27 protein-coding genes are annotated in these 24,307 nt (G+C 63.6%); 14 read left to right on the top strand and 13 right to left on the bottom strand.

Annotated features, from left to right (window positions below):
• Positions 1 to 74 precede the first annotated feature (74 nt).
• Together KLP40_RS02325 and KLP40_RS02320 are read left to right on the top strand one after the other, a co-directional pair.
• Positions 75 to 650, top strand: coding sequence for a 5-formyltetrahydrofolate cyclo-ligase (locus KLP40_RS02325; protein ID WP_317196737.1), 576 nt, complete (start codon positions 75 to 77; stop codon positions 648 to 650).
• A gap of 119 nt (positions 651 to 769) precedes the next feature.
• Positions 770 to 1,279 carry an ExbD/TolR family protein gene (locus tag KLP40_RS02320; RefSeq protein ID WP_215591978.1) on the top strand — a complete coding sequence of 170 codons (510 nt, stop codon included), beginning with the start codon at positions 770 to 772 and terminating at the stop codon, positions 1,277 to 1,279.
• Positions 1,280 to 1,371: 92 nt separating this feature from the next.
• On the opposite strand, the gene KLP40_RS02315 is transcribed toward KLP40_RS02320, so the two are convergent.
• The 3 genes from KLP40_RS02315 to KLP40_RS02305 all read right to left on the bottom strand — a co-directional run bounded on the left by KLP40_RS02315 (position 1,372) and on the right by KLP40_RS02305 (position 3,454).
• Positions 1,372 to 1,524 carry a hypothetical protein gene (locus tag KLP40_RS02315; RefSeq protein ID WP_215591977.1) on the bottom strand — a complete coding sequence of 51 codons (153 nt, stop codon included), beginning with the start codon at positions 1,522 to 1,524 and terminating at the stop codon, positions 1,372 to 1,374.
• Between the two features lie 116 nt (positions 1,525 to 1,640).
• On the bottom strand, positions 1,641 to 2,216 hold the full coding sequence (locus KLP40_RS02310; RefSeq protein WP_215591976.1) for a GDYXXLXY domain-containing protein: 576 nt from the start codon (positions 2,214 to 2,216) through the stop codon (positions 1,641 to 1,643).
• Complete coding sequence (locus tag KLP40_RS02305) at positions 2,213 to 3,454, bottom strand: DUF2157 domain-containing protein (RefSeq protein ID WP_215591975.1); 1,242 nt, start codon at positions 3,452 to 3,454, stop codon at positions 2,213 to 2,215. Before KLP40_RS02305 ends, KLP40_RS02310 begins: the two co-directional genes overlap by 4 nt.
• Positions 3,455 to 3,557: 103 nt before the next feature.
• Between KLP40_RS02305 and KLP40_RS02300 the strand changes: the two genes are divergently transcribed.
• On the top strand, positions 3,558 to 3,980 hold the full coding sequence (locus KLP40_RS02300) for a hypothetical protein (RefSeq protein WP_215591974.1): 423 nt from the start codon (positions 3,558 to 3,560) through the stop codon (positions 3,978 to 3,980).
• Between the two features lie 19 nt (positions 3,981 to 3,999).
• Here the strand turns inward: KLP40_RS02300 and mnmD are convergent, their stop codons facing one another.
• Positions 4,000 to 4,683, bottom strand: a complete 684-nt coding sequence (mnmD, locus tag KLP40_RS02295) for a tRNA (5-methylaminomethyl-2-thiouridine)(34)-methyltransferase MnmD (protein ID WP_215591973.1) — start codon at positions 4,681 to 4,683, stop codon at positions 4,000 to 4,002.
• A gap of 140 nt (positions 4,684 to 4,823) precedes the next feature.
• On the opposite strand from mnmD, the gene KLP40_RS02290 reads away from it, so the two are divergent.
• Positions 4,824 to 5,258 carry a thioesterase family protein gene (locus KLP40_RS02290; protein ID WP_215591972.1) on the top strand — a complete coding sequence of 145 codons (435 nt, stop codon included), beginning with the start codon at positions 4,824 to 4,826 and terminating at the stop codon, positions 5,256 to 5,258.
• 8 nt (positions 5,259 to 5,266) lie between these two features.
• Here the strand turns inward: KLP40_RS02290 and KLP40_RS02285 are convergent, their stop codons facing one another.
• Positions 5,267 to 6,991 (bottom strand): LIC_10190 family membrane protein, encoded by a 1,725-nt coding sequence (locus KLP40_RS02285; RefSeq protein WP_215591970.1) that lies wholly within the window; start codon positions 6,989 to 6,991, stop codon positions 5,267 to 5,269.
• Between the two features lie 137 nt (positions 6,992 to 7,128).
• On the opposite strand from KLP40_RS02285, the gene rlmN reads away from it, so the two are divergent.
• The gene (gene rlmN / locus KLP40_RS02280; protein WP_394369973.1) at positions 7,129 to 8,202 is read left to right on the top strand and encodes a 23S rRNA (adenine(2503)-C(2))-methyltransferase RlmN; all 1,074 of its coding nucleotides are present in this window, start codon (positions 7,129 to 7,131) and stop codon (positions 8,200 to 8,202) included.
• Between the two features lie 81 nt (positions 8,203 to 8,283).
• Here the strand turns inward: rlmN and KLP40_RS02275 are convergent, their stop codons facing one another.
• Both KLP40_RS02275 and KLP40_RS02270 read right to left on the bottom strand, forming a co-directional pair.
• A complete protein-coding gene (locus tag KLP40_RS02275; RefSeq protein ID WP_215591968.1) occupies positions 8,284 to 9,483 on the bottom strand; it encodes a hypothetical protein in 1,200 nt (399 codons plus the stop codon).
• 200 nt (positions 9,484 to 9,683) lie between these two features.
• Entirely contained in the window at positions 9,684 to 10,655 is a 972-nt protein-coding gene (locus KLP40_RS02270) for a YihY/virulence factor BrkB family protein (RefSeq protein ID WP_215591967.1), read from the bottom strand.
• Between the two features lie 156 nt (positions 10,656 to 10,811).
• Between KLP40_RS02270 and KLP40_RS02265 the strand changes: the two genes are divergently transcribed.
• Positions 10,812 to 11,630, top strand: coding sequence for a hypothetical protein (locus KLP40_RS02265; protein WP_215591966.1), 819 nt, complete (start codon positions 10,812 to 10,814; stop codon positions 11,628 to 11,630).
• A 240-nt stretch (positions 11,631 to 11,870) separates the two neighbouring features.
• Here the strand turns inward: KLP40_RS02265 and KLP40_RS02260 are convergent, their stop codons facing one another.
• The 3 genes from KLP40_RS02260 to KLP40_RS02250 all read right to left on the bottom strand — a co-directional run bounded on the left by KLP40_RS02260 (position 11,871) and on the right by KLP40_RS02250 (position 14,214).
• Positions 11,871 to 12,614: a DUF3891 family protein gene (locus KLP40_RS02260; RefSeq protein ID WP_215591965.1), complete on the bottom strand. Its 744-nt coding sequence runs from the start codon at positions 12,612 to 12,614 to the stop codon at positions 11,871 to 11,873.
• A gap of 126 nt (positions 12,615 to 12,740) precedes the next feature.
• Complete coding sequence (locus KLP40_RS02255; protein WP_215591964.1) at positions 12,741 to 13,220, bottom strand: hypothetical protein; 480 nt, start codon at positions 13,218 to 13,220, stop codon at positions 12,741 to 12,743.
• A gap of 1 nt (position 13,221) precedes the next feature.
• Positions 13,222 to 14,214 carry an NAD-dependent epimerase/dehydratase family protein gene (locus KLP40_RS02250; protein ID WP_215591963.1) on the bottom strand — a complete coding sequence of 331 codons (993 nt, stop codon included), beginning with the start codon at positions 14,212 to 14,214 and terminating at the stop codon, positions 13,222 to 13,224.
• A gap of 199 nt (positions 14,215 to 14,413) precedes the next feature.
• On the opposite strand from KLP40_RS02250, the gene KLP40_RS02245 reads away from it, so the two are divergent.
• On the top strand, positions 14,414 to 14,854 hold the full coding sequence (locus KLP40_RS02245; protein ID WP_215591962.1) for a BLUF domain-containing protein: 441 nt from the start codon (positions 14,414 to 14,416) through the stop codon (positions 14,852 to 14,854).
• Positions 14,855 to 14,908: 54 nt separating this feature from the next.
• Positions 14,909 to 16,042, top strand: coding sequence for a patatin-like phospholipase family protein (locus KLP40_RS02240; protein ID WP_215591961.1), 1,134 nt, complete (start codon positions 14,909 to 14,911; stop codon positions 16,040 to 16,042).
• A gap of 10 nt (positions 16,043 to 16,052) precedes the next feature.
• Here KLP40_RS02240 and KLP40_RS02235 read toward each other — a convergent pair whose 3' ends face one another.
• The gene (locus KLP40_RS02235) at positions 16,053 to 16,820 is read right to left on the bottom strand and encodes a DUF475 domain-containing protein (protein WP_215591960.1); all 768 of its coding nucleotides are present in this window, start codon (positions 16,818 to 16,820) and stop codon (positions 16,053 to 16,055) included.
• A gap of 426 nt (positions 16,821 to 17,246) precedes the next feature.
• Between KLP40_RS02235 and kbl the strand changes: the two genes are divergently transcribed.
• On the top strand, positions 17,247 to 18,443 hold the full coding sequence (gene kbl / locus KLP40_RS02230) for a glycine C-acetyltransferase (RefSeq protein ID WP_215591959.1): 1,197 nt from the start codon (positions 17,247 to 17,249) through the stop codon (positions 18,441 to 18,443).
• A gap of 226 nt (positions 18,444 to 18,669) precedes the next feature.
• On the top strand, positions 18,670 to 19,059 hold the full coding sequence (locus tag KLP40_RS02225) for an STAS/SEC14 domain-containing protein (protein WP_215591957.1): 390 nt from the start codon (positions 18,670 to 18,672) through the stop codon (positions 19,057 to 19,059).
• A gap of 12 nt (positions 19,060 to 19,071) precedes the next feature.
• Here KLP40_RS02225 and cdaA read toward each other — a convergent pair whose 3' ends face one another.
• Positions 19,072 to 19,911 (bottom strand): diadenylate cyclase CdaA, encoded by an 840-nt coding sequence (gene cdaA, locus KLP40_RS02220; RefSeq protein WP_215591956.1) that lies wholly within the window; start codon positions 19,909 to 19,911, stop codon positions 19,072 to 19,074.
• The gene (gene folP, locus KLP40_RS02215) at positions 19,908 to 20,783 is read right to left on the bottom strand and encodes a dihydropteroate synthase (RefSeq protein WP_215591955.1); all 876 of its coding nucleotides are present in this window, start codon (positions 20,781 to 20,783) and stop codon (positions 19,908 to 19,910) included. Before folP ends, cdaA begins: the two co-directional genes overlap by 4 nt.
• Positions 20,784 to 20,963: 180 nt before the next feature.
• Between folP and KLP40_RS02210 the strand changes: the two genes are divergently transcribed.
• The 4 genes from KLP40_RS02210 to KLP40_RS21625 all read left to right on the top strand — a co-directional run.
• Positions 20,964 to 21,560 (top strand): DUF1599 domain-containing protein, encoded by a 597-nt coding sequence (locus KLP40_RS02210; RefSeq protein ID WP_215591954.1) that lies wholly within the window; start codon positions 20,964 to 20,966, stop codon positions 21,558 to 21,560.
• A 150-nt stretch (positions 21,561 to 21,710) separates the two neighbouring features.
• Complete coding sequence (locus KLP40_RS02205; RefSeq protein ID WP_215591953.1) at positions 21,711 to 22,817, top strand: BT_3928 family protein; 1,107 nt, start codon at positions 21,711 to 21,713, stop codon at positions 22,815 to 22,817.
• A gap of 131 nt (positions 22,818 to 22,948) precedes the next feature.
• Complete coding sequence (locus KLP40_RS02200; protein ID WP_215591952.1) at positions 22,949 to 24,007, top strand: ABC transporter permease; 1,059 nt, start codon at positions 22,949 to 22,951, stop codon at positions 24,005 to 24,007.
• 136 nt (positions 24,008 to 24,143) lie between these two features.
• On the top strand, positions 24,144 to 24,307 hold a 164-nt coding region (locus KLP40_RS21625; RefSeq protein ID WP_215592323.1), incomplete at its 3' end, for a transposase.

Genomic DNA, 24,307 nt, shown 5'->3' with positions numbered 1-24,307 from the left:
TTTGTGATTCGTTTTTCGGATGAAGCTGAATGAGTACATCCGCACGATATACGAACAACGAATTACGGAAAGCCGTGACCAAAGCCGACCTCCGCCGCGAAGCCCTGGCCCGCCGCCGGGCCCTGCCCGAAGCCGAAGTGGCGCACCGCAGCGCCGCATTGTGGCAGCAGCTATTGGCCAGTTTCCCGGTGGCACAGTGGCAGTGGCTGCACCTGTTTCTGCCCATTCCGCAGCAGCACGAGCCCAATACCTGGCCGCTGATCCGGGAGTTGTGGGTTGCTGGGCCCACTGTGCAGCTGGCCGTGCCCGTGGTGCAGCCCGATGGCCACACGCTCCGCCACTTCTACCTCACGCCCGACACGCCGCTGCTGGAAAACCGTTGGAGAATCCCGGAGCCGGTGGGCGCGGCGGAGGTAAGCCCCACTCAACTGGATGCCGTACTGATTCCGCTGCTGGCCTTCGATGAAGCCGGCCACCGCGTAGGCTACGGCAAGGGCTTCTACGACCGGTTTCTGCCGGAATGCCGGCCCGAGGCCCTGCGCATTGGAGTGAGCCTGGAGCCGCCGGTGCCCCGCATACTGGATGCCTGGGCCGGCGACGTGCGCCTGCACGCCTGCCTCACGCCGGAGCGGGTGTGGCGGTTTGAGTGATAAGCATATCTGCAAGCCTCTGCGAACTGCTCCGCGTTCTTTTGCGGGAAAGCCAGATTCGCGCAATACCCCATCGGGCTGTATCGTTAGGAACCTATGTTCCACTAACCAACACCCTTATGGCCAACCTCCCGACTGCCGCTCCCGCCGCGCGGGGCATCAAGCCCCGCGCCAAAAAGCACGCCTTCCACCTCGATATGACCCCGATGGTGGACCTGGCCTTTCTGCTGCTCACCTTCTTCATGCTGACCACCACCTTCAGCAAGCCCACCGTGATGCAGGTGGCCATGCCGGTAAAAGGACCGGAAACGCCGGTCAGCGAGCTACAATCCCTCACCTTGCTGCTCGATAAAAACCAGCAGGTGCACTACTTCTTCGGCCTGAACCCCGGTCCTGATGCGGCCGGGTTGCGCACCACCACCTTCGCCGCCGACGGCCTGCGGCAGGTGCTGCTGGGTTTCCGCGCCCGCCAGCCCGAAGGAGTGGTGCTCATCAAGCCCACCGACGAGTCAACCTACCAGAACATGGTGGATGCCCTAGACGAAATGAACATCACCGACCAGAAGAAATACGCCCTGGTTGAGCTGAGCGCCGCCGATAAGGCTCTCCTGACGGCCCGGGCGCTCTAGAGCCCGATGCGGCTTCTGGCCAAAAAAAGCGTCATCCGGCCGCAGGAAGAGCACTGCTCCTGCGGCCGGATGATGCTTTTTTAGCGTCAGGACTATTTCTGAGCCGGTCCGCCCAACGGGTCGGGCTGGGGCGGGGTGTTGTTGGCGGCGCGCCGTTCGGCGGCTTTGCTGCGTTTAGTGGCGGGCTGAAAGGCGCGGCGCTGGGCCGCCAGAATTTGCGCAAGAGAAGCGAGACTGTGTTTCATACAGCAGAAGAGGTAAAGAATACGACAACATACAATAGGTAGGTAAGGGGTAGATAGGACGATTGGAAGACGCAAGATAGAAGAAAACCGGGAAAAGAAATCCTGTTGCAAGTGCTTTATTCGCGCAGCGTGTCCACCTGCGTGATGCGGGCCTGCCCCCAGGGCGCCACGCTGATGGTGACGCGCAACCGCCGGCGCTGCCGCCGGCGGCGGCTCATGGTTTCGGGTACATAGTAGCGCTCCAGGCCGTAGCGCAGGCGCAGACTACGTCGCCACACCTCCTGTACCGAGCCCCGCAGCACGGCCTGCCGGCCGGTGGTAGTGGGCGCTTCGGGGTAGATGCCGGTGGCCTCGAAGTCGCCGTCGGAGCGGGGCTCCAGCAGCACGTAGGCGGCCTGCTGACGGCGGGGCGGCGCCGCCCCGCGCCAGAGGCTGCCGGGCAGCTCGCTGATCTGGTAGCGCAGGCGCAGGTAGTCGCCGTAGAGTAAATCGCGCGGATCCACGGGCTCGGTCCGGAGCGTGATGGTGCGGCCCAGCGCAGCGGTGGCGTAGCCGGCCACGGCCACGCCCAGCACAAACAGCACCTGGGCCGCTACCAGCCACAGCAGCCAGCGGCGGTGCCGGGCCGGCAGCGGCGGTGTACCAGCCGCCGGGCCGGCCGGAACTAGGGTAAGGGGAGGGGACAGGCTCATGGCTGGGAGGCGGAAGGCGGCGCGGCCGGAACGGAAGAAGTAGCCAGGGTGCGGGCGGCCCGGCGGCGCAGCCACCAGCTCAGGCCCAGCAGCAGCAGCCCGCCCAGCAGGAAAAACAACGACTTATCTAGGAAGCCCCAGGTCAGCTTGAAATAGGCCACGGCGGTGGTGAGCACGAACAGCACGGTGCCCAGGGTCACGCGGTCGGGGTTGTGCTCCTGGTGAGCGCGCACCAGCACGCTGCCCGAGTAGGCGTAGAGCACCACCAGCGTGGCCACGGCCAGCGGCAGCCCGCCCGTAAAGTAGAAACCCGGAAGCAGCAGTAGCCAGTCGGTGGCGCTGCCCAGGCGGCCCCGGCGCTGCTTGCCGGCCAATGAAACAGCCAGCACGGCCGCCAGCGCCGCCAGGTAGGGCCCCAGCGGCGCCCGCAGCTGCCCGGCGTAAAAGTCCGATTCGCCAAACAGGGCCAGCCCCAGCGTGAACAGGAAGGCCGCGGCCAGGGGCGGCCCCTGCAGAGCCCGTCCGGCGGGCCGGTCGGCCTGCCAGTCGCCGAGGGCGTAGATGAGCATGGCCGGAATGAAGAACCAGGTGATTTTAACGTGCAGGTGGTTGATCAGCAGCCCCGCCTGCCAGAGCAGTCCGCCGGCCAGCACCCCGCCCAGCAGGGCATCGGGCCGCCGCCACCAGTAGTAGCCCAGCCCCAGGGCCGTACCGATGGCCGTGAGGTAGCTGAAGGCGCCCAGCTGCCCGGTGTTGTAGCCCTGCACGATGCCGCTGATAACGGCCGTGAGCAAAAACAGCAGGCGGCTGCGGTAGAGCCAGGTGAGGCCCATGCCCGCCACGGCCCAGGCCAGCAGCCCCGTCAGGTCGTAGCCGATAAGCTGGTAGAGCTGGCTGGTAAGCACGATGCTGGCCCCGAACAAAATCAAACCCAGCGCGACCAGGCCCATGCCCAGACTCCCGTTGCCCCGCCGCCGGAAATACTCCCCGCCCGCGTAAGCGGCCACCAGAGAGCCCAGCAGCAGCCCCAGACGCACCAGCTCGGGCAGGCCCTGCCAGTTGGCGGCCACCACGCTCAGCGCGCTCAGCCCCACCAGCAAACTCCCCAGCAGCGGCAGCAGCCCGATGGCCGCGTCATCGGTGGGGTAAAGTGTTAGCAGCTGCGCCCGTTGCGCCTCGCTGATAACGCCCCGCTGCACCCAATCACGCCCGTCGGTTTCCAGTAACTTTCGACTCATAGGGCGGCAACTTACGGACGATTCAGGAAAAGGTGGAAGCAGGCGGTAACTTGCCCACTCACAACGAATAAGTCATAAATAAGCTTCCAGAAGAGAAAGTGTGATGAAGATTTTTCCCAGTAGTAGCCTATACGTGAAGATCTATAGGGATGAAATGGAAGTGACCTATCTGCAGGACGACGTAACAATACGCCGGCAGTCTTCTCAAAAATTCTCTACGGATAGAATGTTGATAGCGGATTATCATGCCGCCAAGAATCATCTTCAAGAGATAATCAAGGAAATTCCTGCCGGCCGGCGGCTATTTACTCCATCCCACGTCTTCCTCATGCAACACATGATAGATCTGGGGGGCGGTATGTGCGAGGTGGAGAAAAGAACGTTGCGTGATATAGGAGAACAGGCGGGTGGGAAAGTCGTGTACATTCTGCCTCACACCAAGGCACTGAGCGCCGAGGAGGCTATGTATAAGTTAACTATGGGCTTAAAGGGTGGGGCTTTTGTGCCACCTGACTTAACTTGGTAAACCAATGTAAGAACACCACCTACCGTTTCCAGGCCCGGGTCATTTCGCGCTTGCCGGGCGGGCCGGGGATCTTCTCTACCTGCCAGCCCGCCGCCAGCAGGCTGCGCTTGAACGAGCCCTTGGCGCAGTAGCTCACTAGGCAGCCCCCGGGTGCGGTGGCGGCGTACAGCTGCCGGAACACTTCGTCGGTCCACATGTCGGGCTGCTTGTCGGGGGCGAAGGCATCGAAGTAGATGACCTGGTAGGTTTCGGCGGCCAGGTCGGTGGTTTGCAGCTCCCCGGCCAGCTTGAGCAGGGCAAACTGCGGGGTGAGGCTCACGGCCCGGCCCCAGGTGGCGGCGTGCAGCTGGTGCTGGTAATCGAGCAGTTCGGGTTCACGCAGGGAAGGGTCGGTGCTGAGCTGATCCACCACCGACCACGGCAGGGGAAACTTCTCAATGGTATCGTAGAACACCGGGTGGGCAGCCGAAAGGCTGCGCTCCAGGGTGAGCAGGGCGTTGAGGCCCGTGCCAAACCCGATTTCGAGCACCCATACCGGACCGGTGGCCGCCGTCAAAGCCGGTTCGAGGCCGGCGGCCAGGTACACGTGCCGGGCCTCCTGCAGGGCCCCGTGGGTGCTGTGGTAGTGCTCGTTGAGGGCGGGAACGAAAAGCGTGCTGGAGCCATCGGCCGTCGCGCGCACTTCCAGATGCGGGGTTGTCATAGAGAGAAGGGAGCAGAAAAGCCCGGCCGAAGCCGGGTGGCCGCCGGGGCCGTGGTAGCCCAAGATACGGGTTTGCCCCGGCAAAACCAGCCTGCTGCGGGCCGGGCCGGAGTGGGCGGCGGTGCGTACCTTGCCGGCCTATGGCCCGCATCCGAATCGACCTGCCCGAGCGTTACCTGCTCACTGTGGAACTGCCCGTCCGCATCACCGACCTCAACTACGGGGCCCACCTGGGCAACGACGCCCTGCTGGCTTTGCTCCACGAGGCCCGGGTGCAGCTGCTGCGCCACCTCGGCCAGCCCGAGTTTGACCCCGCCACCGGCCTGGGCCACATCATGGCCGACGTGGCCATCGAGTACAAGGGGGAAGGTTTCTACGGCGACACGCTCCGCATTCAGGTGGGCGCCGCCGACCTGGGCAAGTACGGCTTCGACGTAGTGTACTGGGTGCACAACCAGGACGGCCGCGAAATTGCCCGCGCCAAAACCGGCATGCTCTGCTTTGATTACAACACCCGCAAGCTGCGCCTGCTGCCCGACGCCTACGCCGCCCGCCTGCGCGGCGAAACCGCCTGACCTCTGGCCTACCGGCGTTGTGACCTCGGGGCACGGATACGGAACCCTGCGGCCAGGGATTTGCCGCGCCGCTCCAGCCCCGGCTGCACGGCAAAAGTACAGGGTACGGGGGCGGCTCCGCACGCCCCGTGTGCCCGGGCGATGCGGACCAGCTCCCCATCAGCCAGTCGTTTGGTGAAAGTAGCGGGCTGGGGAGGCAGCACGGGCCACACGGCCGCTGCCCCCTTGTTCGGAGGCAGGTGGCGCAGTCCGTAGAGAGGGTCCCGCAGCAGCTGCAGGCCGCCGGTAACGCCCAGTGCCAGCAGCAGCAGCGCGGCCCGGCGGCCGGTGGGTAGTGAGTACCAGGGCCAGCCTGCCATTACCAGCAGAAATCCGATGCCGAAACGGTAGTCGGGCGCCAATAGCAGCCAGAACAGGCTGCCCGCCGCGGCTACCACCCAGGCGCTTAGCCAGCCGGGGGCCGCCAGGTCACTGGCGCGGGGGCGCTGCCATAGCACTGCCAGCGGGGCAGCGGCGGCCAGCAATAGCAGCGCGGCCACCACCGGCTGGCTGAGCTGATACTGCCACCAGACCGGCATCCACTGCTGCCAGGAGGCGGAACCCGGCCCGTACCAGTCGGCCGGGGGCAGCAGCCGGGCCATGTTGGTAACCAGCCGCTGCTCCGTCAGCACCAGGTGGGCCGGCACTTTCCAGTCGACGGGCAAACCGGGCAGGCCGGGCAGCGGATACACCGGGTAGCCTGAGAGCACGAGATTACGCCCTATCCAGGGTATAAAAATCAGGCTGGCCAGCACGAGGGCACTGCCCCAGGGCCGCCGCCTACCGTGGCGCCCCGCTACCCAAAAGGCGTGAAGTGGGAGCAGGAGCACCGGCAACGCCGAGAGCTTGACGGTAACCGCCCCGCCGCTCAGTAGTATCAGCAGCAGAATCACTGGCCGTCCAGGTGCTCCGTGGACCGGACAGGAACCAAAAAACCGGCTGTAGAAGAGCAGTAGCAGGCCCAGCCACACGAGTAGGGCGTAGTCGGGCGCGGGGCTGGCCAGCCAGGTCTGAAACAGGTGGAGCAACGGAAAGAACAGCCCCAGTCCCGCGGCAGCCCAGGTAGCCGGTTCCCGCACTGTGGCGGTTAGGGCCCGCCCCACTCCGCGAGCCGCCGCTACGGCCAGCAGGGTAAGTAGGTAAGGCGGAAGCGGGTAGAAGCTGCCTGCGGGCGTCGGCAAACGGAATAGGGCCGTAACCAGAAATAAGTGGCTGTTGAAAGCCAGGCGGCCGTGCAGGTTTCCGAGGCCGGGCACGGCGGGGTAGCGCTCCAGCCACTGGAGCGTTTGCAGGTAGTAAAGCTGGGCATCGTGGTTGGCGCTGCCTGCCTGAATGCGGAGCAGCAGATTCAGCAGCAGCAGCCCCAATAGTGCTGCAGTGGCCCACCCGGCCGCCCTGAACCGGCCCGGCGGCAGCAGCCAGCGCCGCCCGGCCACCACCAGGGCCCGCCGCTGCGCCACCGCCAAGGCTGCTACCAGCGTTCCGGTGGCTGCCTGCGTCGCCGGCCCAATGGGCGCTACCAACGAAACGGGTGCCAGTACCACCATCAGCAGGGCTACTCCGGTTAGGCTCAGCAGCTCCACTGGTAGCTCCAGCGACGTTCGGTAACGAGCCGCCAGCCAGCGCCATGCGGTCCAGCCAATGAGGGTAGTGATGAGGGCCAGCAGCAGCCAGCTTCCGAGAATCAGGAGCATGAACAGAAGGTTTGCGCCACCAAAGTACGGGCTCCGGGCCAACTCCCGCCCGGCCGCGCCGCCGCCGCCGGGCCCCGCGTAGTTTCGGGGCCCGGGCGGGAACCCAACTGCCTCGCGCGTTGTATCTTTGCGCTATGATGATTGACCTGCCCGTAGTTTCCAAGCGCGATATCCGCAAACTCAGCCCCGACGAGCTCAAGGCCTTTATGGTGGAGCACGGCGAGAAACCCTTCCGCGCCAAGCAGGTAAGCGAGTGGCTGTGGAAGAATACGGCGGGCTCCTTCGAGGAAATGAACAACCTCAGCCTGGCCACGCGCGAGCTGCTGGGCCGCCACTTCGTTATCAACGGCGTGCAGGTTCAGGACCAGCAGCTCAGCAACGACGGCACCATCAAATCGGCCTTCCGGCTCTACGATGGCAATGTGGTGGAAGGCGTGCTCATCCCGCACGATACGCGCATGACGGCCTGCATCAGCTCCCAGGTGGGCTGCTCGCTCACGTGTAAGTTCTGCGCCACCGGCTACATGGACCGCAAGCGCAACCTCGACGCGGCCGAAATCTACGACCAGGTAGTGCGCATCCGGGAGCAGTGCGAGGCCCAGTACGGCACCCCGCTCACCAACATCGTGTACATGGGTATGGGCGAGCCCCTGCTCAACTACGCCAACGTGGTGAAAAGCATTGAGCGCATCACCGCCCCCGACGGCCTGAACATGGCCCCGCGCCGCATCACGGTCAGCACCGCCGGCATCGCCAAGATGATCAAGAAGCTGGCCGATGACGGCGTGAAGGCCAACCTGGCCCTGAGCCTGCACGCGCCCAACGACACGAAGCGCAACGAAATCATGCCCATCAACGAGGCCAACTCCCTAGCCTCCCTGGAAGATGCCCTCAAGCATTACCACCAGGTGACGGGCCGCAAGGTAACCTACGAGTACATCGTGTTCGAGAGCTTCAACGACACGCTCCAGGATGCCGAGGAGCTGCTCCAGATTACCAAGTGGATTCCCTGCAAGGTGAACCTGATCGAGTACAACCCCATCGAAAACGCCGACTACAAAAACACCGGCGAAGCCAAGCTCATGGCCTTTCACAAGTACCTGGCCGACCGGGGCGTGCAAACCAACCTGCGCCGCAGCCGCGGCAAGGACATTGATGCCGCCTGCGGTCAGCTGGCCGTAAAACAGAAGCCTGAGGAAGCTGCCGCGTAAGGCACAGCCCCCCTGTCAACCACTCGGCCCCAGCCTGCTAAGCCAGGTTGGGCCCGAGTGGTTGACAGGGCTTTTTTCTGGCTAACGGGCAGGCTTGCCGAACCGGAAGGTGAAGTCGATGAAGGCAGGGATGACGTAGGTGGAAAACGCATAATCGCCATCGTAAGGGATAACGTAGAGGGCCGCCAAGCCCAGGCTGGTCCGTTTCCAGTTGATTTTGGCGCCGTAGAGTCCTCCCATGCCGGCCTCACGGTTGGCGATGATGTAATTTTCGGTGATGAGCGACACGCGGCGGCTGATGCGCTTTTGGCCCCCGAGCTGCAGAACGGGCGTGCTGCCAATGTCGCCGCCGGCAAAGCCGTAGCCGATGCCGGCCGTGAAGTTGTTATCAGCCGAGCCGTAGGTGCCCACCCCGTAGAGCAGGCCCACGCCGTAGGAGCCTTCACTGCTGTCGAAACTGGGTACCCGCAGGTACAGCACCCCGGCTCCGGCGTGCCATTTATCGGAGATGCGGGCCGAAAACTTGGGCGTGAGGGCCACAAACTGGTCGTGAAGCGGTAAGCCAGGTATCAACGACACAACGGCGCCCATCGAGAAGTTATCCGTGAGGCCATAATTGGCCCCCACGAAGTACAGGCTGATGTCTTGCAAAGCGCCTTCGCCCTCGCGCAGGCCGCGGGCGGTAGGCGCAAAGAATAGGCGGCTGCCGTTGCCGATGTCGTACCAGTTGGCGGGGCGTTTGGCCACCTCCGAGTTAAGTTCTTCCAGCCGCTGAATATTGGCCCGCTCTACCTGCACTACGCCCAGGTCCTGGGTCAGAAATTCCAGCTGCCGGGGCCGCCGGGCTGTCAGTTCGCCGTCGAAAGCTGTGCCGGTGCGGAGGATGACGCGGTAGCGGCGGCCGATTGAGTCGGCGGGCGCTACGGGGCTGGCGGGCGTGGCCGGCGTGGCGGCCAGCTCCCGCCGGCGTGCTTCAATGCTTTCCCGCACGGCGCTCAGCTCGGCCGGGGAGTAGGGGCGCAGGGCGGTGCGGCCGTCTCGGAGCAGTACGTGCAGCGTCACGGCACTGTCGGGGCTCAGGCTCTGGTAGAAGCGGGCTTCCTGGAAATCGGCGGCCGAAAACGTGGGGAACAGACCGTAAGTGGCTTTCTCCTGGGCATCAATCACCTCACCTACCACCGGGCTCACCGTCAGTACCCGCGATGCTGCTTCCTGGGCCTGGGCGCGGCCGGTGAGCAGGCAAATGGCCCCCAGGGCCCAGCGTAAAAATCGGCCTTTCATAAAAAACGCAATGAATGGTGGGTGATAGGATAATCAAACCTAGGTCTTTATCAGCCCGCATGCGCACGCGGCGCCGAAAAGAATATTCAATAATCAGACCTTATAAGTAAGCGTACTCAGGCCAGGAAAAAAGCCAAGCGGCCCGTAGCTCCCAAACCGGAGCTACGGGCCGCTTGGGAGCAGGCCGGGAGTCAGACTTTCTAACTACGCCATTTGCCTTCCGCCTGGGGGCGGCCGGTGCTGATTTCGGCGTGGCTTTCGCCCGGCGGCACTTCCCGGGTTTCGATGCGCACGGCGTGGGCCTTGGGTTGGACTTTCTGCCCGAAGGCGTCGGCAAACTGCTGGGTGAACTCGGCGCCGAAGAAAATAATCAGGGACGAATAGTTGATCCAGATCAGCAGCACGATGGCCGAGCCGGCCGCCCCGAAGGCCGAGCCGGGGCTGGCTTTGGAGATGTAGAAGGCAATCAGGAATTTGCCCAGCACGAACAGGGCGGCCGTAATGAAGGCCCCAACACCTACATCGCGCCAGCGGATGATGGCATCGGGCAGAAAGCGGTAAATCAGGGCGAAGAGCAGGGCCGTGACGCCCAGCGAAAGGGCAAAGTCGACCAGCTTGATGGCCAGCACCCCGATTTCGGGAAACCACCGCTGCAGCTGTCCGGTGAAAATGCTGAGAACGGCGCTGATTACGAAGGACACGAGCAGCAGCAGGGCCACGCTCAGAATCAGACCGAACGAGAGGAACCGCTGCTTGAGAAACTGCCCGATGCCCACGCCGGCAGTTTTTACCTTCAGGTTCCAGATGTCGTTGATGCTCTCCTGGAGCGTGACGAAGAAGGTGGTAGCGGCAAAAATCAGGGTGCCCAGCCCGATGATGGTGGACACGGTACCGTGCTGCTTGATGGTGAACTCGGCAATGCTGTTTTGCAGGAACTCGGCCGAATCGGAGCCCACGATGCCGCGCAGCTGCCCGTACACCTGCCCCGTGACGGCCTCGCGCCCATACACGGCACTGGCCACCGTGATGACGATGAGCAGCAGCGGGGGCAGGGAAAAAATGGTGTAGTAGGAAAGCGCGGCCGCGTGGCGGAAGGAGTTGTTGACCATGAACTGGCCGGCCGTTGACTTGAAAATAGCCACGACGTCTTTAAAGCGGTAGTGTTGGGCCATGAGGCAGGATGTCGGAAACGAAACGAGTTGGTAGTACGGACCGTCTTGGTCGGGCGTTCGGTCGGATGAGCAAAAACCTGTTCATTTGCGTAGAAGTCGGCGTTGCCCGGCCGGTTGGCCGGGGCCCGTTCTTCGCTTCTGTTTTCTGCTGCCGCTATGCGCGTATTTCGTTTTTCCCTGCTGCTGTTAGTAGGCTCCCTGGGAGCCTGCCAGTCGAATCCGGCCGGCCCCACGGCCAAGGCCGGCTCGCCCCAGCCCGCGGCTGATCCGGCCAGCTACCCCGCCGCCGCCGGCTTCGACGCGGCCGGCTCCGACGCCCGCGCCACCCAGCTGGCCGACCAGGTGATGCGGGCCATGGGCGGCTACCCGGCCTGGGAGCAGACCCGCCTGCTGGGCTGGGACTTCCTCGACGGCTCCTACCAGCTCTGGGACAAGCAAACCGGCGACTTCCGCTGGCAGAAAGACAGCACCGTGGCCGTGTATAACCTGCAAAGCAAGCAGGGCAAAGCCTACCGCAACGGCCGCGACATTTCGGCCACGCCCGATGGCGAGAAGCTGCTCAGCCGCATGTACCCGATCTGGGTCAACAACTCCTGGTGGCTGCTCATGCCCTTCAAGCTCAAGGACTCCGGCGTTACGCTCACGTACCAGGGCGCGGGCAAGCTCATGAACGGGCAGCCGGCCGAGGTGCTGAACATGACCTTCCGGAACGTGGGCGTGACGCCCGACAACAAGTACGAGGTGCTCATTGACCCCCAGACCAGCCTAGTGGAGGAGTGGGCCTACTTTCCCAAAGCCACCGATGCCCAGCCCGCCTTCCGCCGCCGCTGGAGCAGCTACCAGCAGTACGGCCCCATCCGCCTGGCCTCCGACCGCTCCGACGGCCAGGACGGCCGCGGCCTGGGTCACATCTCGGCCAGCACCACCGTGCCCGCCGGCCTCATGCAGAACCCGCAGCCGGTAGAGAAGCGGTAAAGGGTGAGAGGATGAGAGGGTGAGGAGGTGAGGAGGTAATGGGGTGAGGAGGTGAGAGGTGAAAAAGCACGTCATTCCGAGCGAAGCCGAGGAATCTCGCGTGCTGATGTTGCAATGGTAACTTGCTGACAGAACGGTTGTAGCAACGTCAGCACGCGAGATTCCTCGGCTTCGCTCGGAATGACGTTCTATTTTACCCCATCACCCCATCACCCCATCACCTATCACCTCCTCACCCCATTACCCCATTACCCTCTCACTTCCCAACTCCCAGCGCAGCGTTTCAAGGGGGGCTTCGCGCAGGGAGGCGGCCAGCTCGGCGTCGTTCTTGAACTGCAATTGATGGAGCACAGTGGCCTCCACGCTTACGCGGAACTGCTTTTCGCGGAAGGGCCAGGGCTGGATGAGCAGCGGGCCATCGGGGGCAGGCTGGCGGATTTCGTGGGTCTGGCCGTTGGGGCCCTGGTAGATTTCCAGGGCGCGACCCATTTCCGGCACCTCGTGGCGGCAGAGAATGAGGCTGAGCCGGTCGCACCAGTGCAGCAGGGCGTAGGCCTGGTCGGCCTCGGCTTTCTTGATTTTGAGCTCCCGCCGCCACTGCTGCTGACTGGCACGCTGCTCGTCGAGAAACTGGTCGATTTCCGGGTTTTCGCCGCGCAGACTCTCGTAGAGGGCGCTCAGGTGCAGGCTGGTGAGCAGGCTGCGCCAGCGCCCCTGAAACCGGGCGGCGCGCATCAGGCGGGTGGCCTGCTCCAGCGAGAATTCCTGCATGGTGAAGTTGGCCGGGGCCCCGGCGGGCGTGAGGCCGTAGTGCCCGGTCCAGTCGGCCTGCTCGTCGTCGTGCTGGGCGGCGGCGGCCAGCAGGCCCACCCACTGGTCGAGGGGCAGAAACGGGGGCCACTGGTGCAGCAGTTGGGCCGCCAGCAGCGCATGGGCCTGCTGGTAGATAATCTGCCAGCCGGTAGGCACGTAGTTGACAATCATGGAGGCGCGGAAAGGTTCAGCTTCAGAAACGCAGCCAGCGGCCAGAGGTTTGCGGCCACGCACTTGAAAACACAAACGCCCCACCGGTTAAGGTGAGGCGTATAAATGGTTGTAATGGCGTATTCGTCAGAAAGTAGTAGAGGTATCGGCTGCAGCCATTCGTTGCAGGAATTGCGCGGTCCAATAGGCATCTAACCCAACTTCAACCATACCGACCTGAAATAAGCCGGGTGTGTATTCGGTTTCGCTCAAGGGCGTTGCCTTGAATGGTTTTGGTGACTGAAGCAGTTCGATCTGGTTGTATGGGATTCTGACTAGGGAAGAAAAACCCATAGTGTTGCGGATGACGACATCCTGCGAATCAAAGCCAATTTGCAGCACATCGTTATACCATATTCCCCCGATAAGGGCATAGAACGGGGCCATGCGCAACATACCATGCGAGCTTTCATACTGGTCCAGCAACTGTGCCCAGCCAGCCTGAAATGGATTGGCAGAACGCACGTTGCTGTAGTAGCGCCGGATGATGGTGCGAAAGAACCAGTATATCAGGTAAACAGCGCCAGCATTGACAATCAGTACAATCAGAAAACCAATAGCGCCCATACTACTTCAGCACCACCGTTTCCTTCAGGTGCAGCAGCATGTCGTCGGTCATTGTATCCAGCGTAAACTCCGGCTGCCAGTTCCAGTCCTGGCGGGCCTGGCGGTCGTCGATGCTGGCGGGCCAGGAATCGGCAATCTGCTGGCGGTGGTCGGGCTGGTAGGTTACCTGGAAATCGGGGTAGTGGCGCCGGATGCTGGCCGTAATTTCGGCGGGGCTGAAGCTCATGGCGCCCAGGTTGTAGGAGCTGCGCACCGTAATGTTGGCGGCGGGGGCGTGCATCAGGTCCAGGGTGGCCTTGAGCGCGTCGGGCATGTACATCATGGGCAGGTAGGTGTCCTCCTGCAGGAAGCACTCGAAGTTTTCGCCGGCCACGGCTTTGTGGTAGATGTCCACGGCGTAGTCGGTGGTGCCGCCGCCGGGCAGGCTCTTGTAGCCGATCAGGCCCGGGTAGCGCAGGCTGCGCACATCCAGGCCGTGCTTGCGGAAGTACCACTCGCCCCACTGCTCCCCGGCCAGCTTACTAATGCCGTACACCGTGTTGGGGTTCATGGTGGTGAGCTGGGGCGTGTGCTGGCGGGGCGTGTCGGGGCCGAAGACGGCAATGGAGCTGGGCCAGTACACCTGCCGCACGCCCAGATCCACGGAAGCGTCGAGCACGTGGAACAGGCCATCCATGTTCAGCTGCCAGCCCAGCTTGGGGTTCTGCTCGGCCGTGGCCGAGAGCAGGGCGGCCAGGTGGTAAACCTGGGTGGGCCGGTACCGACGCATCACGTCCGCCAGCCGGCTTTTGTCCAGCACATCCAGCAGCTCGAAGGGGCCGGCCTGGGCCGTTTCGGCGTCCTGGGGAGCGCGCACGTCGGCGGCTACTACGTGGGAGGCGCCGTAGAGCCGGCGCAGTTCCTGGGTGAGCTCCAGGCCCAGCTGTCCGCCGGCGCCGATAACGAGGATGGTGTCGCCGGCCGGGGTGGCGGCGGAAGTACTGGAGGTGGCCATTCGGGATGGTTAAGAGGAAAATGGGTGGTGGGAGGACTGCAAAGATACGGGCCCGGGCCGCTTTCGGTACCCCGCTTTTTCGGCCTGCCAGGGCCGGGCCACGGTTGCTTCGGGTAGTGGCAGGGCCCGCCAGGTACTTGGAAAGGCACCATCTGTTCACCAATCGGGTTGTACCAGGATTCTCCCGTTCCGTTTGTGTATGCCCGCTTCCTCCGTACCCCTGTTCCGCTTAGTCTACCATAGCCAGGCCACCCACCTGCTGCGCCCCGCGGCCCTCACGGCCCTGCTGGAAAAGGCCCGCGCCCACAACCAGGGCCAGTGGCTGACCGGCCTGCTGCTCTACGCCGAAAACCAGTTTATGCAGGTGCTGGAAGGCCCCGAACCGGCCCTGACGGCACTTTACGCTAAAATCAAAGTCGACCCCCGCCACCGCGAAGTGCAAACCCTGCACTTCGCCCCCGTGGAGCGGCGGGCCTTCCCCGACTGGCGCATGGGCTTTGCCCGGCCTTCCCCGGAGAAGTTCCGGCAGGCTACCGGCTTTCTGAACCTGGCGGCCACGCCCGGCCTGGCCGCCCACCCGCCCCGGGAGCTATGGGAGCAGCTGCGCGAATTCGCCCAGAGTGAGCAGGTAAGCCGCTAGCCCGGACCGGGCGGGCGCTGCCAACCTTTGGCCGCCCGTTGGTATCGGGGTAGTATGCGCCCGTTTCCTTGCCTGTTTCCGCCGCTTCTGCTGGCTCTGCTACTGACTGCCTTTTGTCCGGCCCGGGCCCAGGCGCCTGCCCGGCCGGTGTACCGCAACCTCGTGCTGGAGGGGGGCGGTATCCGGGGCATTGCCTACGGCGGGGCGCTGGCGGAACTGGAAAGCCGGGGCCTGCTGGCCGGCCTGCAGCGGGTGGGCGGCACCTCGGCGGGCGCCATTCAGGCGGCCCTGCTGGCCGTGGGCTACGCGCCCCGGGAGATTATCGAGGTAGTCAACACCCTGCCGGTGCAGCGCCTCAACGATGGCCGACTGATGTTTTTCGGGGGCAGCACCCGCCTGCTGAAGCAGTACGGCTGGTACCGGGGCGATGCGTTTACGCGCCTGCTGGCCGAGCTGGTGGGCCGCAAAACCCGGCGCCCCGACCTGACCTTAGGCGAGCTGCACGCTTTGGCCCAGCAAGCGCCTGCCCGCTACCGCGACCTGTACACTACCGGCACCAACCTCACCCGCCAGTGCACCCAGGTGTTCAGCTACGAAACCCACCCCGACCTGCGCGTGGCCGACGCCGTGCGCATCAGCATGAGCATTCCGCTCTATTTCCGAGCCGTGCTCCTGACGCCCGACGGCCACGTGGTGCGGCGTCCCGCCCCGGGTCAGGCCGTGGAAGTGGTGGTCGATGGCGGCCTGCTGGCCAACTACCCCCTCGCTATGTTCGACGACCCGCGCTACTTTTCCCCATCTGCCGATTCGCTGCGCCGGGTAGCATCTTATCATGTAGCAAAAAAAGATGCAACACAACAAAATGCAACACAACACGATGCTGCCCCGCCCAATCCTGAAACGCTGGGCCTGCGTCTCGACCGGGCGGAGCAGATTGCCCTCGACACCCGGCCCGGCGGCCGGCGGCAGCTGGCCCCTTACGCCGTCCACGATTTCGGCTCCTACGTGGGGGCGCTCTACACCCTGGCCATCGAAAACCTGAACCCGCCCCGCCCCGACGACTGGGCCCGCACCATCAGCATCGACACCCGCGGTTTCAACCCCAAAATAAAGCGCCTTTCCCTAAGTCAGAAACAGGAGCTGATGGCCAGCGGCCGGGCCGGCGTGCAGGCGTTTTTCGGCCCGTAAACGGCCGCTGCTACCGGACGGAGCCGCGGCGGCGGGGCACGTTGAAGAAGTAGGATGTGGCCAGCGGCCCCAGGAACATGAGCACCGTGAGCACCGTCAGGCCCGCGTCGGCGGCGTGGCTGCCCAGGAACTGGCTGAAGGCGGATTCGGGCTGGTAGTGCTCCACCAACGACAGCACCAGCTTGAGGCCCAGCACGCCGATGACCAGGAAGGCGGCCGTTTCGAGGAAGGGGTAGCGGGCCATCAGCAGCACGAAGGCCTGGGCCACCAGCCGCATGGCCAGAATGCCGATGAACACGCCCAGGCAAATCAGGATGAGGTTGTCGGTGAAGGCCACCACGGCAAACACGTTGTCGATGGAGAAGGCCAGGTCCATGAGCTCAATCAGGGCCACGGTGGCCCAGAAGGGCCCCAGCAGGCCCAGGGTGGAGCGGTAAAGCCAGCTTTTCTGCTTGTCGATGTCGTCGTCGGCGTCGGCGCCCCGGCCCCGGAACTGGTTGTAGGCCAGGTAGAGCAGGTAGAGGCCGCCCAGGGGCTTGAGAAACCAGAACTCGATGAGGAAGGAGGCAAACACGATGCACAGCCCCCGGAACACGTAGGCCCCGATGATGCCGTAGCGCAGGGCTTTCTGGCGTTGCTCCTTGGGCAAATCGCCCACCATGGTGGCCAGCACGGCCGCGTTATCCACCGAGAGCAGGCTTTCGATGATGACCAAGTTGCCCACGATGGCCAGGGCCGCCAGCGGGTTATCGAGGATTTGTTGCAGGTGTACGTTCATAGGAAGGCTATCCCCGGCGGCCATACTGCGGCACCCCGGGGCGTGAAAACAAAGCAACGGCTTTTAGCGGGAAAAGATGGCGGAGGCGTTCAGTTGCTGGTTGTCAGTTGTTGGTTGTCAGTTGTTGGTTGTCAGTTGGTGGTTGTCAGTTGCCAGTTGGCAGAGAAAGGAACGTCATTCCGAGCGCAGCCGAGGAATCTCGCGTGCATTGGTAATTCTGTCGTCAGGGGTAGTTGACGCAACATTAGCACGCGAGATTCCTCGGCTGCGCTCGGAATGACGTTCCTTTTCCCTGCCAACCAACAACCAACAACTGACAACCAGCAACTGACAACCAACAACCAACAACCAACTAAACAGGAGCCGTACCTTTGCGTTTGCCTACGTATAGATTCCCACTCCTTCACTTCTTCGCTCCTTCACCGCATGTACACCACCCTTCAGCCCGATCTTCAGCAGCAGCTCCAGGAAATCAAAGACAACGGCCTCTACAAGCAGGAGCGCGTGATTACTTCGCCCCAGGGCGCCGAAATTGAAACCAACGAGGCCGGCGAAGTCCTGAACTTCTGCGCCAACAACTACCTGGGCCTGAGCTCCCACCCCGAGGTCATCCAGGCCGCCAAGGACACGATTGACACCCACGGCTACGGCCTGTCGTCGGTGCGCTTTATCTGCGGCACCCAGGATATTCACAAGCAGCTCGAAGCCAAGCTGGCCGAGTTCCTGGGCACCGAGGACACCATCCTCTACGCGGCGGCCTTCGACGCCAACGGCGGCGTGTTCGAGCCCCTGTTCAATGAGCAGGATGCCATTATCTCCGACGCGCTCAACCACGCCTCCATCATCGATGGGGTGCGCCTGTGCAAGGCCCAGCGCTACCGCTACCAGCACAACGACATGCAGGACTTGGAAAAGCAGCTCCAGGACGCCCGGGCCAAGGGCAGCCGCCACCGCATCATCGTGACGGACGGCTCGTTCTCCATGGACGGCACCATCGCCCAGCTCGACAAAATCTGCGACCTGGCCGATAAGTACGAGGCCCTGGTCATGATTGACGAGTGCCACTCGATGGGCTTCCTGGGCAAAACCGGCCGCGGCACCCACGAGTACCGCAACGTGCTGGGCCGCGTGGATATCATCACCGGCACCCTGGGCAAGGCCCTGGGCGGGGCCATGGGCGGCTTCACGAGCGGCCGCAAGGAAATCATTGATATGCTGCGCCAGCGCAGCCGCCCCTACCTGTTCAGCAACACCCTGGCGCCCGCCATTGTGGGCGCCTCCCTGCGGGTGCTGGAGCTGCTCACCGAAAGCACCCAACTCCGCGACCAGCTCGAAGAAAACACCAAGTACTTCCGCGAGCAGATGACGGCCGCCGGCTTCGACATCAAGCCCGGGGAGCACCCCATTGTGCCCGTGATGCTCTACGACGCCAAGCTGAGCCAGGAATTTGCGGCCCGCATGCTGGAAAAAGGTATTTACGTGGTGGGCTTCTACTTCCCCGTGGTGCCCAAGGGCCAGGCTCGCATCCGGGTGCAGCTCTCGGCCGCCCACACCCGCGCCCACCTCGACCAGGCCATTGCCGCTTTCATCGCAGTGGGGAAGGAGCTGGAGGTGCTCAAGTAGTCCGGCAACGCGGACAATAGGGTACTACAGCATCGGCCCGGCGGAAGTATTTCCGCCGGGCCGATTTTTTGTCAGGGAAATAAAAGTATGATATATACTTGACTGTGAGTTGGTTGCTGCCGGGTTGGTGGCCAGGGCCGGCGGCCCGACCGGGCCGGGTGCCGGGCCGGTAGCGGGCTACTGCTTTTCTTGAAGGGAAAATGGCTCCGCCTACCTGTCCTCCGCTATGAAAACGCTTACTGATACCCCTGGCCTGACCATCATCCACGACACGCGCAACCACTGGCTCCACCTGACCTGGCGCGGCGCCCACAACGAGGCCGAATCCAAGGCCGCCTGCCTGCTGATTCTGCAAAAAATCCGGCAGACGGGCACCACCAAAATCCTCAACGATGCCACCCTGGACCTGGACGGCTGGAGCGAACTGACCCGCTGGCTGGTGCAGGACTACTTCCGGGCCCTGGCCGCCGCCGGGGTGCGGGCCCTGGCCTGGGTAGTGCCCCACAACCTGAGCGCCCGCATCGATACCGACCGGGTAATGGCCCGCCAGACTCATCTGGTGGCCGATACGTTCACCGATGCCGAAGAGGCGTATTCCTGGCTGCGCCACGCGTAAAGGCGCGGCCGCCTAGGCCGCTACCTCCGCCGCCCGGGGGCCGGCCGGGGCGGGCTTGGGCTCGGCGTCGAAGAGGAACTCGTTGAGGCGGGCGCGCAGGTCGGCCGGGGCCAGGTTGCGGAATACTTCCCCGCCGCGCACGAGCGAAATCTGGCCGGTTTCCTCGCTCACCACCAGCACCACGGCGTCGGTTACTTCCGTCAGGCCGATGGCGGCGCGGTGGCGCAGACCCAGGGCGGCCGGCACGTCGGGGTTTTCGCTCACCGGCAGAATGCAGCGCGCGGCCTTGATGCGGCCGTTGGTAATAATCACCGCCCCATCGTGCAGGGGGCTGGTTTTGTTGAAGATGCTCATGAGCAGACGCTTGCTCACGGTGGCGTCAATCAGGTCGCCGGAGTCGGCAAAGAACTTGAGGTCGGAGGCCAGGCTGAAGGCAATCAGGGCCCCGGTCTGCTTGCCGGCCAGGCTCTTGGCCGCCTCAATAAAGGGCGTCACGTTCATGCGCTCCTCGCTGGCATCGCGCCGCCACGGAAACACCCGCATGCGGCTGCCGAAGGAGGTGGCCTTGCCCACGTTGAGCAGAAACCGCCGGATTTCCTGCTGAAACAGGATGATGCCGGCCAGCACGCCCACGCTCATAAACTGCCCCAGAATGCTGGTGAGCAGCTCCATGCCTACGGCCTTCACCACCAGGTAAAACAGGTAGAGCGACATGAAGCCCAGGAACACCTTGAGCGCCACGCTGCCGGTCAGCAGCTTGTAGAGCTGATAAAACAGGGCCGTGACCAGCAGCACGTCCACGACGTCGATCCAGCCAATGCGCAGGAAGCCGATGGAGAAGGAGCCAATCACGGAGAAATCGGGGGATAAGTGTTTGATACGAGCTGGATGGTTTGCACGGCCTCGGCCACGTCGTGTACGCGCAGCAGGCGGGCCCCGTTGAGCACGGCCAGCGTGTTTACGCTGATGGTGCCGGCCAGGGCGGCCTCGGGCGTGAGGCCCAGGGGTTTGTAGACCATGCTTTTGCGCGAGAGGCCCGCCAGCACCGGCAACCCCAGCACGTGCAGCTCGGGCAGGCGCCGCAGCAGCTCGTGGCTCTGGGCCGGGGTTTTGGCAAATCCGAAGCCGGGGTCGAGCACGACGTCGGTCAGGCCCAGGGCGCGCAGCCCGGTGAGCTTTTCGCGGAAGTAGCGCACCAGCTCCAGCACCAGGTCGTGCTCGTAGTGGGTGTGCTGGGTCATGGTCTGGGGCGTGCCGCGCAGGTGCATCAGAATGTAGGGCACGCCCAGGCGGCCGGCGGTGGGCAGCATCTCGGCATCCAAAGTGCCCCCGCTGATGTCGTTGAGGATGTCGGCCCCGGCGGCTACGGCCTCGGCGGCCACCGCCCCCCGGAACGTATCCACCGACAGTAAGGCAGCCGGAAACTCGCGGCGCAGGGCTTCCACGGCGGGCAGCAGGCGGCGCTTTTCCTCGTCGGCGCTGATGTGCTCGGCCCCGGGCCGGGAGGAGTAGCCGCCCAGGTCGAGCACGGCGGCCCCGTCCTGCAGCATGCGGTCGGCCCGGCGCAGCAGCTCGTCGGTGGCGGCCACGCGGCTGCCTTCGTAAAACGAATCGGGGGTCAGGTTGAGGATGCCCATCACCCGCGGTCGGCGCAAATCGAGCACCCGCCCCCCGGGGCAGCGCAGGGTTTGCGTCGGGGAAAAGCACGTATCTTGCGTTTGCATAGGGTTTTGGGGGCTTAGGGTCTGGGATGACGGGCCAGCGCCTTGTATTCCGCCTGACAAGCAGCGAAAAAGATGGCGCCTGATGGAGCCGGGGGCTTGTTTCGGCAGGAGGCCGGCACCTCATCCCGCGGCCCGCACCCGAAGTCCCCGAGACCCTACCGACAAAATAGCCGCAAAAACTTGGAGAATCAAACCCAGACCGAATACAACCGGGTAATTGACCGGTGCCGGACGCTGTTTCTGGCCAAAACCCACGACTATGGCACGGCCTGGCGCATCCTGCGCCTGCCCAGCATCACCGACCAGCTCTACATCAAGGCCCAGCGCATCCGCAGCATTCAGGAAAAGGGTGTGCAGCTGGTGGCCGACGGGGTGGAGGAGGAGTTCGTGGCCATCATCAACTACTGCCTCATCGCCCTCATGCAGCAGCGCCTGCCCGCCAACGCGCCCTTGGACCTGGAGCCCGCCGCCGTGGCCCGCGCCTACGACGAGCAGGTGGAGGCCAACCGCCAACTGCTGTTCGCCAAAAACCACGACTACGGCGAAGCCTGGCGGCAGATGCGCATCGAAAGCATCACCGATATCATCCTCATGAAGCTGCACCGCACCAAGCAGATTGAGGACCTCGGCGGCCAGACCCGGGTGTCGGAAGGCGTGGAAGCCAACTACCGCGACATGCTCAACTACGCCGTGTTCGTGCTCATCAAGATGGGGGTTGGCGGTTTGGGTTCTGAGGGACCGGGGCACCGGGGGACCGGGGCAGAAACGTCACTTTAAGAAAGAGCGTCAGTCCGAGCTTGCTGGTTCGCCGGAGGAGCCGGAAGCAGCCCAGCCGTTCAATCTTTCGTCCTAACCGAATCTAAGCCGCATCTTTGCGTACAAGGCGGCATCCAAGCTCCCAAGACCCTAAGCCCCCAAGACCCTAACATGAAACAATTCACCCGAATCTGCTGGCTGCTGCTGGGCGTGGTATTCATTTTCTCGGGCCTCGTGAAGCTGAACGACCCCATCGGGACGGCGCTCAAGCTGGAGGAGTATTTCGAGGTGTTCAGCCGGGATTTCGGCTCGTTCTTTCAGTTCTTCGTGCCCTATTCGCGCTTTATCAGCCTGTTTCTGAGCTCCCTGGAAGTAGTGCTGGGCGTGGCCGTGCTGCTGCGCTGGATGCTGCCCCAGACCCTGCGGGTGCTGCTGGGTCTGCTGATTTTCTTCGGCTTCCTGACCTTCTACTCGGCCGCTTTCAACAAGGTAACCGACTGCGGCTGCTTCGGCGACTTCATCAAGCTCACGCCCTGGACCTCGTTTGCCAAGGATATGGTGCTGCTGGGCCTGTGGGCGGTGGTGTTTTACAACCAGCGCTACCTGCGCCGGGTATTTGCCCGCGGCACGGTGGGCGTGATGTACATCACCTTCGCCTCGGCCGTGGCCATCGGCATCGGGGTACGCGCCCTGGGCCACTTGCCCTACTTCGATTTTCTGCCCTATAAAGTCGGCAACGATATCGGGGAGCTGATGAAGCCCCGCGAGCAGGCCCGCTATCAGTACGTGATGGAGCGCAATGGCGAGTCGAAAACCTTCACCGAGTACCCCACCGACTCCACCTGGAAGTACAAGAGCATGGAAGTGCTCAACCCCGAGGCCAGCCGCCCCGTCATCACCGATTTCTCCGTCTTCGACGCCGCGGGCCAGGACCACACCCAGGAGGTGCTTACGGGCAACAAGCTGCTGCTCATCATTCAGAACGTGCACGAAGCCGACCGGGACCGGTTCAAGGAAATCGGGAAGCTGCTGGAAGACGCGGCCAGGTCGCGCAAGCAGATGCAGCCCCTGATTATCACCAGCAGCAGCCCCGCCGAGTTCGATGCCTTCCGCCACGACGTGAACCTGGCCGGCCCCTACTACTTCGCCGACGCCACCGTGCTCAAGTCTATGATCCGCTCCAACCCCGGCCTACTGCTGCTCCAGAACGGCGTCGTGAAAAGTAAATACCACTACCACGACATCCCCGCCACCGCCAAGCTGGAGGAAGAACTGTAATTCAGTTGCCAGTTGTTAGTTGTCAGTTGCCAGTGTCTAGTTGCCAGAACAACCTGACAACTGGCAACTGGCAACTGACAACTGGCAACTGACAACTGGCAACTGACAACTGGCAACTGACAACTGAAACTATGATTCAATTCATCATCAGTCGATTGTGGCAGGGGGTACTGGTGCTGGTGGGAGTGGCCTGCACGGTGTTTTTCCTGTTTCAGGTGCTGCCCGGCGACCCGGTGGCCCTGCTGGCCGGCCAGCGCTCCGACGCCGTGACCCGCGCCGCCATTGCCCGCGACCTGGGCCTCGACCAGCCTCTGCCCGGTCAGTTGCTGGGCTACCTCAACGACGTGTCGCCGGTGGGGCTGCACCCGCGCGATTCGGCGGGCGTGGCCAAATACGGCGGTCTGGCCCTGGTGCCGACGGGAGGCGGGCGGGCGCTGGTGCTGAAGGCGCCCTACCTGCGCCGCTCCTTTCAGAGCAACCAGGAGGTGCTGCGCATCCTGCTCGACCACTTCACGGGCACGCTCTGGCTGGCCCTGGCGGCCATGCTGCTGGCCACCGTGGCGGGCATCGGGCTGGGCATTGTGGCCGCCCTGCGCGCCCACACCTGGCTCGACCGGGCCCTGGTTTCAACGTCCATTCTGGGCATTTCGGTGCCTTCCTTCGTGGCCGGGATTCTCATTGCCATCACGTTCGGCTTTTACTGGAGCCACCTGACGGGCCTCAACCTCACCGGCCAGCTCTACGAAACCGACCCTTTCACGGGCCGCCACCTGGTGCTCAAAAACCTGTTGCTGCCGGCTCTGGCGCTGGGCGTGCGGCCGCTGGCCATCATCGTGCAGCTCACCCGCTCCTCCATGCTGGATGTGCTCAGCCAGGATTACATCCGCACGGCCCGGGCCAAGGGGCTTTCCGGTTACCGGGTGGTAGTGGGCCACGCGCTCAAAAATGCCCTGAATCCGGTTATCACGGCCGTGTCGGGCTGGCTGGCTTCGCTCATGGCCGGGGCCTTTTTCATCGAGTACATTTTTAACTGGAAAGGCCTGGGTACCGTCACGCTCCGCGCCGTGGAAAACCTCGATTTTCCGGTCGTGATGGGCGCTACCATTTTCATTGCGGCCCTGTTCGTGGTCGTCAACATCGTCGTCGACATCTTCTACGCCCTGCTCGACCCCCGGGTAAAGCTGGGGTAGGGGCGGGGCTAATGTGACGGTAATGTGGGTTAATGTGAGAAATGTGTTGGAATGTGAAGAAAGTGCGAGAGAGATAAGCATCAGTTATAGCTCTAATCGACTAGAGTGTGTGGACAGTCATGTTTAAATTTGCGGGATGCGACGCCACGAACTTACGGAACGTGAATGGCAACTGATTCAGCCACACACGCTTGGGCAGGCCGGTACGGCAGGCGGCACCGGCCGCGACAACCGCCATTTTGTCAACGCCGTGGTCTACCGGGTGCGCACAGGCTGCGCCTGGCGCGACCTGCCCGAACG

Source organism: Hymenobacter piscis (assembly GCF_018760735.1).
GTDB classification, from domain to species: Bacteria; Bacteroidota; Bacteroidia; order Cytophagales; family Hymenobacteraceae; genus Hymenobacter; species Hymenobacter piscis.
The sequence above is the reverse complement of the archived record's forward strand: the minus strand, read 5'-3'. Positions and strand labels throughout refer to the sequence as shown.